The organism is Paenibacillus sp. FSL M8-0228, assembly GCF_038007385.1.
In the GTDB taxonomy this organism is placed as follows: Bacteria; Bacillota; Bacilli; order Paenibacillales; family Paenibacillaceae; genus Paenibacillus; species Paenibacillus polymyxa_D.
The window spans coordinates 2,623,895-2,637,352 of the sequence record NZ_JBBOXA010000001.1 but is presented as its reverse complement, the minus strand read 5'-3'; the positions used below and the strand labels follow the sequence as shown (position 1 = coordinate 2,637,352).

The window sequence follows — 13,458 nt, the reverse complement described above, 5'->3', positions numbered from 1 at the left end:
CTCAAACACAATATACGGAATATGTACGTGATGCAGTTCACGGCAATGTGACAAAAATTCGTGTTCGTGAAGTCCGATATTATGGAAATTTCACAGGGAGTAGAAAATGCTTCAGCTAAGACGTGTCGTTCGGCCAACTAAAAGCTGTGATTTTGACGCATCAGGATGTCGATCATATAGGTTGTCTTCCTGAGATTTTGCAGGAGTGTGGCAATCATATCAAAGTCTATGCACACGAACTGGATAAGCCGTATATTCAAGGGGAGATCCCCCTTTTAAAAGATAGTCACCTTGAGATCCCTCGAAAGGCAAAGTAAGACTCTTATTGCCGGGGATTCGATGTACAGTGTAAACGGGATTCTGGGGGGGGATTCATGTCCCGACCACACCGGATGTGGGTGCAGCTCGTCTCTCATTGAAAAAGTATTTAGATCTCGACATTACATCCGTAGCTTGTTATCACGGGGGATTAAGTAATGTACATGTGAATGATCAGATATTAGGACTTACCCAAGGATTATAAAGTTAAAGTTCCAGCAAGCTACCTTTTCGTGAAACGATGTTGTTAGCGTAGAAGAATTGAACCAGTGCTTCAATTCTCCTACTGTTTCCTCCCTTCAACCCCTTCTTTAAAGTTTATTTCTGCAACCCATTGATGATTTATCAGTCATAAAAACATCACTCCACGCGTGCTAACTTGTATATAGATCAGACTTTAACTGATTAAAAATGTATTCTTGCATTTGATCTAAAAGAAGAATGATGTTAGTATCTTTGCCATTTTTCAAAACCCACTGAATAGACGTCATTGAGTTAGCAGCATATAGTTCAGCTAAATACTCCAATGCGATCGAAGTTGAAGAATTCTGTTGCTTTAAATAATCTAAACAAGTCCGAAACAAAATTTGTTCAAATTCTTTACGTAAATCGGCGGATATTTCATGAACGGTTAACAATGTTGAAATTTCCATCTTATTTTTAATCATTTGATCGGTTACAAGTTCTATGGCGTTTGCCACCTTGCCATCTTCCATGGAATCAAAACGCTGCTCAATTTCAACTTTAAAATCAGAAGCATACTGTTTAACTATCTTTTCTAGCAAGTCGTACTTATCCAAATAATGACTATAAAACGTAGAACGTCCGATAAGGGATTGATCACAAATTTTTTTGATCGTAATATCTTTAAAATCATGTTGTTGGAGTAATTCAATGAAAGCTCGCTCAATAGCTATTTTTGTTTTATAAATTCTGATATCTTCATTCATTTAACCACTTGCTCCTTATGTGTAAGTTTTCGAACACTTCATATATACCGTGTAAGATATCTTACAGATTATGCGATACTAATTATTTTTTATGTAGTAACTATACTCTATAGTAAGCACATACCCAAATTGAAGGAGGACAATATATGTTTAAATCCTATGTCCATAACGAACAGTTCAATCTTCAAATTAATCGTTTTATCAATGATTATTATCAAGAAGATGATCGAGCACAAGCTGACTTAGAAAAAATGATTCCGAAATTAAAAGACACCCATAGCTGGTATGAAGCTTGGCTCAATTTTGCAAGGGAACGCGAAGACAGCAAGGACTATGACTTAGCCTCAGTCTACTATCAAGCTGCAGAATTTTATCTTGCAACCACAGACCCCAATAAAGAAAAAATGTATCGAAAATATAGAGATACCTTCTATAAAGGCTTTCATGATTTTGATTATGAATCCTACCAAATTCCATATGAAGATTCCTATCTTCCTGCTGTAAAATTGTTGACGCCTGGAGCTACGAAAACATTACTTGTCTTTGGTGGGTATGATTCTTACATGGAAGAGATGCTTAAAATGATGAAATTCATGAAGGGAATTAATTACAATATTATTGTATTTGATGGTCCAGGCCAAGGAACTGCATTAAAAAACGGCCTAAAATTCATTCACAACTGGGAAAAGCCCATATCAACGGTGATTGATTATTTCAAACTAGATCGTGCAAGTCTCGTAGGTGCTTCTTGGGGAGGATATTTAGCTATGCGTGCGGCAGCCTTCGAAAAGAGAATCGATAAAGTAGTTGCTTTTAACATTTTCTATTGTGGTTTAGATGCCTTAAAAATGGGAATGCCAGAAGAAACTTACCAAAGCATAGTGCAGCTAGTCGAACGTAATGAAGTAGATCAAGTGAATTCATTATTCGAACAGATGATGACTCACAATATTGATTTGCATTGGAAGATTACCAAAGGGATGGAAAACACCGGTGAAGCAACGCCTTTTGATCTCATTAAAAATTTCGAAAAGCACACGATGCACGGCATTGGGGCATTCATTAATCAAGATGTTCTTTTACTAGCTGGAGAAGATGATCAATACGTACCTATTAGCCGACTCGCACAAATCCAACAAGAATTAATCAATGCTGCGTCCATTACAACCAAAGTATTTACTAAAGAAACAGGTGGCGAGCAACACTGCCAAGCAGGTCACAGGGAGTTAGCATTTAATGAAATGAAGAAGTTCCTATAACAACTGTAAATATATATTTTTTTTATACGCAACATGCCCATCAAAAAATCGTAGTTCCATAGCTTCAATCGTTGTTATCCCATTGGCAAGTAAAAACCGACTCCAATTATGGAGTCGGTTTAGTCCATTCATTTCCCCCTGTTATCTCAATGGAGAAGTCCGTAATTTCCTCTGAGCTTTTCAATTCATGCGGCCTAGCATGGTTAGATTTTCGAACCGAAGAACCTTGAAGGAGCGCAAGAAACGAACTTAGATGTCTATCGGCCCTTAATTTCCATTATTTAACATCTAATAAATCCAGGGAGTTAAGTCCACAGCTTCAAACCCTCTTGTTTGTCACTGCAAGTTTAAATAATCAAAATCAACAAAACCACCCGTTGATTTAGTAGCATAATTGAACAAAGCAAAACGGTATCCCATAAAGTGAGGGATTGTATATGACATCGGAAGTGTGTTGCCTATAGCCGTCCAATTTGTGCCGTTAAGACTGTAGTAGAAATATGCTTTATCCATCTGATTTGTAAAATCACATATAAGCTTAAGATATACTCTGTTCTGGGTGAAAGGGACACTTGCCACTTCAGTCATTGCTCCAGAGCTGGCATTCACCATAACAATGGATTTGGAGGTCCCGTTCATCTTTATGCCTACAAATCCATAATTAGCCTGAAAAGCTGCAAGACCGGAATAGTCTCCGTCCTTCATCCCGCTTGTTTCCATTGCAATGATTCCTGTACTTTTCGGTCCAAATGTCCTTTGGGTAAGCGTATTTCTGGCATCCAGAATACTTTTACTCACTTTCCCTGTAGTCATTCTCATAAATCCAGGACGCTGTGTAAGGGACCAATGAGTATTGTCAGGATTGTGGTTCCATTGCCACTCCTTTTTAAGAGTCGCTTCAGAAGACGAGGTTCCTGTAAACGAAACATCGTCCACATAGAAATTCATCAAATCACTTGTTGGGTCTGGGGTTGAACTGTAGGGTGTCTCAATGAAAATAAACGTTTGTGAGAGGTCGGCATCTGCCGGAAGTGTATATGTTCCTTGAATTGTGCCCCATTGGCCCTTGGTTAGCGTGGTGGACCCAAGAATCGATATACCTGTGTAACTTGGACCATTCTGAATACCAAAATTAAATTGCTTAGTGGCAGGACCTTCAGTGTATTTAACCTTTGCAGAAAAATTATACATTCCGCCGGCTGTTACTTTTCCGGTAATTACTTGTCTTGGACCAGCAGCTGTTTGTTGTCTACCGCTGACAAACAAGCTTTTTGAGCCGATGTAATAGTCTGTAGTGGTTGCTGCAACAAATGCAGTGTTATTATTCGTCCACGGGCTTATGGTGGCATTTTCAAATCCACCGTTTGCAATAAGCTGACTGGAGGCTTGAGAAGATGAAAACTCATCAGACGCATAGACCTTCTTTTCGGGATAACCTTCAACAGGAACATCCATCGTAAGAGGAACCTTACCGTTAACACCGAATACCGGCCAATTATTTAACCATGTAACCGGAACAAGATACGGCATACGTCCAATTGCTCCGCTGTCTTTAAACAGCATAGCATACCAGGAGCCAGAAGGAGTATCAACAATTCCCCCCTGTGCAATACCTGAATCATTCAATGACACCTGACCTGTATAGGGTCCTGTCAAGCTACTTGCACGATAGGTTAATTGTGTGCGGTTGCCTCCCGATGGCCAGCATATAAGAAATATATAGTACATTCCCTTGATCTTTTGTATGTGCGCGCCTTCAGCCTTGACTATGAAGCTGGAACCGGCAATATTACTGGCAGCGGAAATAATCACCTGATTAAGTCCCCCTGGCTTGATAGCCTTTGCATCTGCAGTAAGCTCAATAATGCTGATATTATCACTGCCATAAACCAAGAATACACGTCCATTATCAAACAGCAGCGATGCGTCATGATAATAGTTGTCAAGCACTGATGATGTCCATGGACCAGTTTCTATATTGCTGGTTTGATAGATGTATGTTTTGCCGGTAGAATTGGAGCCAAAGGACACATAGTAGATGCCGTTATAATATCTAAGGCTGCTTGCCCACGAGCCTTTTCCATATTCGTTCTGCCCGTTGTTAAGATTTTGTGCGTCATTGTTGGCATACGTATCGTAAACATAATTTACGATTTCCCAATTGACGAGATCATAAGATTTCATGATCGGAACTCCAGGATTCATGTGCATGGTCGTGCTAGTCATATAAAAAGTATTACCTACCCTGATAACATCGTTGTCTGGAGAATCAGCATGTATAAACGGGTTTGTAAAAGTAGTAGCTGCAAATACAGAAGTATTGGACATCATACTCATGAATAATGGTAAAACTAATAAAAGCACACTTATCCTCCTATACATATTAGAATCGCCCCTAATCTTTGATAGGTTCAAAAGCTTTTAGTTTTAGTTAATTAAATTGTAAATAATCCACATAGGCATCCCAAGTACCGTTATCGGTGGTTACGATCAGTCTGACCTCTTGATTTCCGGTTACATGGGTGATATTAGACAAGGTTTGGACCGTCGGCGTAGTTCCCGTAAAATAAAAGGAGCCAACTGTGGTTCCTCCTATTTGCAAGTCTACTCTGGCGGTACTGGAGTTATTCGAAGCACCCCTGACTGAAATACTATGAGTAGAGTTGGCAAAATACTGAGTGTATGCACTATAATCATCATTGGCGTATAAAGCGACCCCATTGAAAGGAGAACTGATCTTCCCAGCGTAAGTCCCACCGAGAGTCATATCCTCAGCTTCAACCCTTGTTCCAGTAGTATTGGGTGTAAACTGCCAGTAATCAATATTAAATAAGTTACCAGTCCCTGTTCCGGTAAACACTAAGAAAACCTTGTGGACTCCTGTTGCATTGCTTACAGTGGTTTCGACTTCCTTCCAGGTCTGTGTTCCTCCAGTAGAACTGACATTAAGAGTTCCAACCAGAGGACCCGTTGCACTGTCCAGACGTATTTCTATTTTACCGCCTGCATTGGATGCTATGTTTGCTTTAAACGTCTTGGCTCCACCGCTACCAAAGTCGGCATTTCCTACAGCGATCCAATCTCCATTGTGTACGTTTGTCACATTCAGATTACTAATGGGACCGCCGCTGGCTTGAGTAGGCTCGGTTGTGACTCCCGCTTGCCACGCCATGGTCTCTGCTTCCACTCTGGTATACGGATTCAGATTGGAGAACTGAGCGATTCCTGTCATATTCCCCTGCACTTCAGCGATACTTCCATCTCCATTATGCGTCAGCTTATTAATATGCGGGGAGCGATAGCCTTTCCCAGCTCCAATTTGAGCCTTGCTGACCGTCTGGGCATGGTACACCACATACCATTCATTCTTAAAGTTAAATACAGCGTGATGGTTGTTGCCGCCCACACCGAAGAACGTATACGGATTTTTCAGGAAATGCCCTTTATAAGTAAAGGGACCCACCGGGCTGTCGCTGACCATGTAGCCAATTTCACCTGCAGGGTACTGTGGCGGGTGTGTCCCGGCAAAGTTGATACAGTAGGAATAGTAGTACTTTCCGTTATACTTATGAAGGCCCGAATCTTCAAACAGGTACGGGGCATCAATGGTGGTAGCGCTCCCAATAACGCTGGTCATATCTGCGCCCAATTTGATGACTCTGGCGGTTTTCGGATTCGCAATGGAGGCCGGATCGGATTCGTTCGGAATGCCGCCGCCGCTATACAAGTACCCTGTGCCATCATCATCCACCAGCACAGCCGGATCAAAAAGCCAGGTTACACCAGCCATTCCCGGCGTATTATGTGTCACAAGAGCTCTGCCCAGGGGGTCTGTCCAAGGGCCGATCGGCGTGTCTGCGGTCAGAACGCCAATGCCGGCTCCACCATTGGCAAAATAGAGAAAGAATTTATCTTTGCCATTGATTTTTTTTTGCGCAATGGCCGGAGCCCAGGAGTTGCCGGCCCACTTGGCAATGCCTCTGCCGTTGTTCTTGTTGTTCGCACCGGCAACCGGAATGGCACCGTGATCCGTCCAGTTCACCATGTCCGCGGAAGAGATGACCTGGATGCGATCCAGTCCGCTGAAGTCATTGTCTTTAATCGAGCCGTCATTGTTATACACATACGTATCGCTGGACATATAGATATAGACTCTTCCATCATAGACCAACGCATAGGGATCAGCGCCCAATTTATGGTCCATAAGAGGATTCGAATTCCCTGGAAGCTTTGCAATTGCATTGTTAGCAGCATGTACAGGTACCATTGGTAAACAACTCAGCAATAATGTAAAAGCTAATAAAAACACCGAAAATTTTTTAATCATAAACATATTCCTCCATTTTTATATATTATGTCTATTAAAAGTTTACAAATTGCCTATGCATAGATTTAATTAGTAATTTTGTATCCTATTTGAAGGTTGGTGCTCCGAAACTTGGACTTGTAACATTTTCAGCAGATATTATAGCCTCCCCTCTAAATTTGTAACCGCTTTCATTTTTACAGTGGGGACTCGAATCAAGCCGAATTAGCCAGTTCATCATTTTTATTTTCGCCCAATAAATTTCAGTTAATAGCTTTTTATAATTACCTTGGTTACGGTACATACAGCAAACTGCGTTGCACGGGTTCCAGGCATTCTTTTGGATATCAGCGCCTTAATTCACCGATGGCAAGCCATAACAGTCGTCTTCATGCAAGATGGTGCTCTTCGAGCTGTTTGTGCTCAAATGTCAATCCCCAAAGTTCAAGGTGCTCAAATATAGTGTCTGGTTCATAGGCAACCCTGTATATTAACGAACTACCGATCGTATTCCCAAATTCCCCTCCCTTCTTTTTCATTACACGTACCGATTGAAAACTTTAACTTTAGAGTTGAACTTGAAAGCTTTTACATAATTACAAAGGAATATTATGTCGTTAGTAAGCGTTGAAGCGAATTTTAGGCTACACAGTCGGGAAAACGATATCCAGGAATATAATACCATAAACGCCACTTTGGAACAAGTGGTCGATACTATTGGGCATCATTCCTGCATGGTTCGCCAAGGCTTTATCCTTCCGGGGAGAGCAAAGCATGCGATTCTAATCGTTGCCGGGGGGAAATGCCAAGATCGACAACAAGAAGTGTCGGCTTCTGTCCTTTAACAGACCGTTCAAATTGGGCGACAGCTTTGCAACTTGTGGAGTATGCTAATAATTCCAGGCTGTTGCGAAGCTTATATTCATGCCATTTTATGCGACTAGTTCTAACCAGAATAGCCATCAATCATGAGTTATCTTACAATTCAAACTTCAATCTATAAATAACATTTATCCCCTCTCATTAATGCCCGATCCTTTTCTTTTAGTCGCGGATATGCGTAACAGTAACCATATTCAACGATCCAAGCCAAACTGTTTTCACTAACATTTTTAGATCAAGGATATTTAGGTGTTCAATGAAATTGGGTTTAATATTAAACGGATTGTTACGGAGTCCAAGCGCACTAGCATCGATAACGATTGTCTTTACCTGTCTAAACCTACGATGTTTGCTTTTTGCCTTCTGGACCTCAACAACACACCTAAACTTTCAAAATGAATTGAATACAAACGCTCTACAGCTTGAATAAGTATTCTATTCATTTGGTCCACCTCCATTAGATATGAAAAAAACTTATTTCTCCTCATGGTTCGAGGTGAAATAAGTTTTGAATTAAGTGCATTCAGACGAACAGGAGGCATTACCATTCGATTTCTTCAAATAAACGGAAAACCATCTTTTTTTCAAATTCGTCTAATATCTTAAACCCAGTCATCTCATCTTCTTTTTCTCCAAGTTTTATCATAGTAGCTATTGCTAAGTCTCCTACTTTATAATGACCTATCAGCTTATCTTGATGTTCCCTTTTTAAAGATAATCCATTTAATTTTTTAAATATTTCCTCTGTACGAATACCTTCTTTTCCGATATGTGTCATTGCATGATATAAAACTATGGGGTTCTTTTCTTCTAGCAAATTTTCTAACTCATCTATTGAACATTTTCCTTCTTCAATTTTTTTAATATATTCATTTTATTCCACCTTTAAACTGATATTAATTAATGTTCCAAACTGTAAATACTTGCCCCAACTTGAACAAGATCAGGAGATGCTAACTTGCCAATGCATATTCCAATATTTTTCCTTTCAGCCATTGAGGTTGAAATTTGAACAGAGCTAACGCTTAATACCGTCTCAATTTGATCTGCATTTTTAATAAGAATTTTATCACCTATGATTTTTTTTATTTCTGGGTAGGTTAAATGGTCTAATCCTTTGTTTGTTCCTACTAAAATTGTACCTTCATCTTTTGACTCAAAAGTTATACTAACATCCATTATTTTTTCCATTTTAAACGCTGCCCCTTTATCGTTCTTCAATATAAAGTTCTCCCTTAACATCACGTATACGCAAATCAGCGCTTTTTAATTAGGTTATGGCATCCCTCAGTAGGTCATCCTTTCTATTGATGTTAAATCGGTATCGAACCTTGCGGCTCTTATACTAGAGTATGTCTTCAAACTATAAAACTATGATTTCAGTCAAGGTGATGGTAAAATTTATTTTCAAATGAAAAGACGAAACGATTGTCTCATCCGATCCGCTAAATTAGCGGCTTTTTTATTTTAAAAGTGCTGGTGCGTCAGTCCGTTTTCATAAAACTTCAACACGGTTTCCATTTATATCAATACCCAGAAATGTATGGTATGATGAAGGACGATTTAAAGAAATCGTATTGTAGTGAAGGGATGATTTATATTGATAGATCACGATAATCTTGAAGAGTATCGAGACCCGATTAATTATGATCTTGAATTTGGCGACGAGATTAATAAATATAATTTCTATCTTGATATTGCTAGATTGAACCCAGGCGAAGTTTTGGAACTTGCATGTGGTACAGGATTGACAACCATTCATTTATCAAAATCGGGGATACATATAACAGGTGTTGATATTTCTTCATCGATGCTTGAATATGCGCGAGTTAAAGCTCAAGGTTTGCCTGTGGATTTTATTGAAGCTGATGCTCGTACATTCGAATCCGAAAAGCGTTTTTCCATGATTTATCTGACAGGAAATGCATTCCAGGCATTTTTGAGCGACGAGGATCAACGAGCCTTACTCGAAACTGTCTACAAGCACCTAGAGCCAAATGGGGTGTTTGTTTTTGAAACACGAAACCCCTTTGGAACCGATTTATCCAACCAAGAGGAAAGCATCTGGGGAAAATTTATCGATAAGGATGGAATTAAAGTCAAGGTATCTGGGACACAGTCGTATGATTCAAGTAGCCAGATCATGCACTGGGTCACGTTCCGTGATTGGGGATCGGAGAAAACAACTTCTCGAATTGCATGTCGCTTTACTGATAATGACACGCTTCAGCGTTTATTAACGAGCCGCGGCTTTTTTTTCGAAAATCAATATTCGGACTGGGATAAAACACCTTTCACTCCTTTATCTCCTTCCATCATTAGTGTTTGTCGAAAAAAACATGGAGCCTAATACGATTGACGACCGCGCGTAAGATATCCATGCCATTCGCATGTTTTTGAAGGAACAACAGGCTATTCCAGTGATTCCCGAAAAAAATCGCCGAGTCATCCTAAAATATGATAAGATCGTTTACAAAAAAACGTTATTTGGTGGAATGCTCTTTAATAAAGTAAAGAATTTATCGTCGTCTGGCGACTCACTATGTAAAATGGCGTGTACATTCAAGTCTTTTTTTGCCTTGGCAACCATTATTGTTTGGCTTGCCTGAGTTTGAAGACACGCCCTAATTCATAAAAAATTCTATTGTTTTCTGCCAAGAATCTGATTGACCAAAAGAATTTCCTTTTAAAGTACCACCACAAGTAAAAACGCCTCCACCCATTTTTAAGTTCAATGTTTCGCTTAAAGGTATAATAAATGGTATTGGTAATGAGTGACCTAAATCCTTATAGTCTAAAAGATTGTATTTGTATTTATAATTGTTTTTTTTCAAAATACTCATTATTTCTACACATGCCTCGTGAGTATTCCAAATATTATCTTGATGACCTGCAATTAGCAATAAATTCGCATTTGCATTCTCTATTTTTATTCGAGCCTCCTCTTTATTTCTTGCCCTTTCCACACTTTTTTTATATGTAGTAGTAAAACCAAAAGGTATATTTTTTTCTAAGCAATGACGCTGATGGTCGTAAAAAATTTCATTATCAACTGGTATAAATGGTAATGATCTCCCTTCATACGACCATGATGAAACATTTTTACCACTCATCAAACCATCCAACGCTTGAAAACAATATGCATGAGGTGCAGAAGCCACAACTTTAGAAATGAATTTATATCGTGACGCCAAAAGTAACGCCAATTCTCCACCTTTAGATGTACCATGTACATATATTTCATTAGTACGTGTTAATGAATTCTTTTTAAGCCAAGAGAACACTTTTTCAAAATATTCAAGGGGAATTTCCTCAAGCTTTTTAGGCAATCCCTTTTCATTGAAATATCCAACGGTTAAAACATTAAAACCTCTAGATGCCAATGGTCCTGACAAAATCGAAAGACCACTTAGTTCACCATCAGACCCACCCAATAATACAATCGTTTTATAATTTGAGTTTTCAGTGTAAAACAACTCTCCCACGAATGCATCAGTAATCTGATGTCTTTTCACTTCCGGTAACTTAAACATACGCTCTAGACTTATGCATTCCCGATCTTGTCCATTTTCACATACTATGTCAATAAATAGACTACCATCTATTGAAATATTATGAGCGATATTTCCTCCCTCACTATTAATCTTCTGTAAAGAAGCAATAAGGCCCATACTATCTATATAATCATAAGTTCCAGAATCAGGTTTCTGTTTCGATAAATCAACACTACCGTTTGAATCCGCAGTAAACCAAGCAAATGATTGATACTTTTCACTAACTGCCCAAGGAAAATGCATGGATGCAGTTATTTTTATTTTGTCCTCTGGTGGTAACCCGGTGACACAAAAATCGATTTTTTCATCAATTATTGCAATTCTCGGTTGTACTTGTAATTTCATCTCGCGACCTCCAAAAGTAGCAATGAATTTTGATGGAAAAATGTTTCCCATTATTTAAAAATGCTTTCTCCGTAAAATAAAGCTATCTAAAGCTCGAATTTGTGCTTCTTGAAACCCTTCCAAGTCTTCAAATTTATAATTTACATCTTCCTCAAAACCAACGTACTCTTCGTTGTGAGCACCATATATTCTTTTCAATAAACTCCATAACACTTCTAATTCTTCAGTTGTGAATCCATTAAAAATATCTGCCATTAGGCATATTGCTTTCTCACCACATTCCAGCATGACTCTTTTCCCTAATTCCGTGATTTCCACGTTAATTGCACGTTTGTCCCGTTTGCTTGGCGTCGTAATTAGGTATCCTTTATTCTCTAAATTGACTATAAGCTTTTGTGCGCTTTGTTTGCTTGTTTCTAACTTTCTTGCAATATTAACAAGTGTTGTTTCATCCTCTGGCAAATGAGCTATTGCCAGCATGATCATGTACTGTCGTGATGTTAATTTCTCAAAATAGTTGTCGCCTTGTATTTGCAACTTATTAGTAACGGAAAAAAAAGTAGCGTAAGTTTGTTGCATTATATATAACTCTCTAAGCGCTTTAGAATATTCCATAAATATATCCTTTTCTTTTTATTGTCACCATACTGACTATAATTACAATAACAGCATTTTGTGTTATCGTCAACATGGTGACAATAATACCATTTGTAAATTGCATACATTAAATAAATAATTGTTATTGTGTATCTGGAATTCCTAGTCGTTATGAATGATCAGCCCGGTCACGTCTTTTGCCTTGCGGAAGTGAAGTTGTTTGCTAAGCCAGGAGAAGGAGCGATTATATCAACACGTACGACGAATAACTAAAAAGGGTGGAGTTGATATAGTTTATCAACTCCACCCTTTTTCTGTGTGTGACGAGTTCAGTCTCTTTTCTTGGTACCGCTTTTTACTGTAAAAAACAACAATGATAAAAAGAATAGAGCCTGTGAAGTTTTAACCATCAACCTGATTCCTTCACCGGAATCTTTTATATCAAACAAAATATCAGCTATGGATACCAAACCTGTAGTAATAAGTATAATCAATGCGAGTATGTACACGTTTAGTCCCCCTTTTTTCCGATTTTACAGCAAGAAGAAGACAATAGCTCTGGATGCGGGTTCGGCCAACCACGCAGGCAACCCAACATATTTTAAGGCGTAAGCAAGACCGTCCTCTGCTGTGCCTGTGAAATCTACCATGATATCCAAAGCTTGCATTATTACTTGATAACCAAGATAATATTTCAAAGTTTCTTTTGCACCGTCGGTCAAAAGTGGTATCTTATCTACATAAATTTTTATCTGTTCATTCCAAGCACGTGATCCAATATTTTTCAGTTTAGAAATTAATTCTAACGCTACTTCCTTTGCGAACTTTGATCTCCAGCCTTGTGTACTTACTTCCCCAGATGGACGTTGAGTATCGACCATTCCAAGATTAGTGCCTACAGTTTTGAAAAGGTCATCATAATCAACTTGTCTTAATTCTTGCTCTACTCTTTCATCAACAATTCCATTTTCCAAGTCTATCTTAGTCTCTGAAGTTATAGAAGATTCTACGGTGTTGGCAACTCTCTTCATATATTTGGTATTTTTCTTCAATATACTAACATGAATTATATATATTTGTAAAATAGAGGAATATAGTAGATGATTTTTCCTGTAATAATATCTATTCATAGTATTTGGACAATAAATGGTTATTATAACCTGTGAAAAGAGACTGTTTATTAAATAACTTTTGACCGAATGATGGCCGTTCGTTAGACTTTTAGCATGATATATTTATATCATGGA

11 protein-coding genes and 1 pseudogene are annotated in these 13,458 nt (G+C 38.6%); 4 read left to right on the top strand and 8 right to left on the bottom strand.

Annotated features, from left to right (window positions below; genetic code table 11):
- Positions 1–122: 122 nt before the first annotated feature.
- Positions 123–523 (top strand): annotated as a pseudogene (locus tag MKY98_RS12115) (MBL fold metallo-hydrolase); the annotation flags it as partial.
- A 169-nt stretch (positions 524–692) separates the two neighbouring features.
- On the opposite strand, the gene MKY98_RS12110 reads toward MKY98_RS12115, so the two are convergent.
- A complete protein-coding gene (locus MKY98_RS12110; protein ID WP_069011159.1) occupies positions 693–1,268 on the bottom strand; it encodes a TetR/AcrR family transcriptional regulator in 576 nt (191 codons plus the stop codon).
- A gap of 146 nt (positions 1,269–1,414) precedes the next feature.
- On the opposite strand from MKY98_RS12110, the gene MKY98_RS12105 reads away from it, so the two are divergent.
- On the top strand, positions 1,415–2,527 hold the full coding sequence (locus MKY98_RS12105; protein WP_069011161.1) for an alpha/beta fold hydrolase: 1,113 nt from the start codon (positions 1,415–1,417) through the stop codon (positions 2,525–2,527).
- Positions 2,528–2,863: 336 nt separating this feature from the next.
- Here MKY98_RS12105 and MKY98_RS12100 read toward each other — a convergent pair whose 3' ends face one another.
- Complete coding sequence (locus MKY98_RS12100) at positions 2,864–4,891, bottom strand: beta-xylosidase family glycoside hydrolase (RefSeq protein ID WP_340885303.1); 2,028 nt, start codon at positions 4,889–4,891, stop codon at positions 2,864–2,866.
- Positions 4,892–4,958: 67 nt separating this feature from the next.
- Complete coding sequence (locus tag MKY98_RS12095) at positions 4,959–6,854, bottom strand: carbohydrate-binding protein (protein ID WP_069011167.1); 1,896 nt, start codon at positions 6,852–6,854, stop codon at positions 4,959–4,961.
- Between the two features lie 590 nt (positions 6,855–7,444).
- Here MKY98_RS12095 and MKY98_RS12090 point away from each other — a divergent pair.
- Entirely contained in the window at positions 7,445–7,678 is a 234-nt protein-coding gene (locus MKY98_RS12090; protein ID WP_069011169.1) for a hypothetical protein, read from the top strand.
- A 578-nt stretch (positions 7,679–8,256) separates the two neighbouring features.
- Here the strand turns inward: MKY98_RS12090 and MKY98_RS12085 are convergent.
- Both MKY98_RS12085 and MKY98_RS12080 read right to left on the bottom strand, forming a co-directional pair.
- Entirely contained in the window at positions 8,257–8,532 is a 276-nt protein-coding gene (locus tag MKY98_RS12085; RefSeq protein WP_069011171.1) for a hypothetical protein, read from the bottom strand.
- An 83-nt stretch (positions 8,533–8,615) separates the two neighbouring features.
- On the bottom strand, positions 8,616–8,936 hold the full coding sequence (locus MKY98_RS12080) for a hypothetical protein (protein ID WP_245231689.1): 321 nt from the start codon (positions 8,934–8,936) through the stop codon (positions 8,616–8,618).
- Between the two features lie 379 nt (positions 8,937–9,315).
- Here MKY98_RS12080 and MKY98_RS12075 point away from each other — a divergent pair, with 379 nt between their 5' ends.
- Entirely contained in the window at positions 9,316–10,065 is a 750-nt protein-coding gene (locus tag MKY98_RS12075) for a class I SAM-dependent DNA methyltransferase (protein WP_245231688.1), read from the top strand.
- A 274-nt stretch (positions 10,066–10,339) separates the two neighbouring features.
- Here MKY98_RS12075 and MKY98_RS12070 read toward each other — a convergent pair whose 3' ends face one another.
- The 3 genes from MKY98_RS12070 to MKY98_RS12060 all read right to left on the bottom strand — a co-directional run bounded on the left by MKY98_RS12070 (position 10,340) and on the right by MKY98_RS12060 (position 13,242).
- Entirely contained in the window at positions 10,340–11,614 is a 1,275-nt protein-coding gene (locus tag MKY98_RS12070; RefSeq protein ID WP_069011173.1) for an acyl-CoA thioesterase/bile acid-CoA:amino acid N-acyltransferase family protein, read from the bottom strand.
- Between the two features lie 54 nt (positions 11,615–11,668).
- The gene (locus MKY98_RS12065) at positions 11,669–12,229 is read right to left on the bottom strand and encodes a MarR family winged helix-turn-helix transcriptional regulator (RefSeq protein WP_029515063.1); all 561 of its coding nucleotides are present in this window, start codon (positions 12,227–12,229) and stop codon (positions 11,669–11,671) included.
- Between the two features lie 515 nt (positions 12,230–12,744).
- Positions 12,745–13,242: a hypothetical protein gene (locus MKY98_RS12060; protein WP_051718059.1), complete on the bottom strand. Its 498-nt coding sequence runs from the start codon at positions 13,240–13,242 to the stop codon at positions 12,745–12,747.
- Between the last annotated feature and the right edge of the window lie 216 nt (positions 13,243–13,458).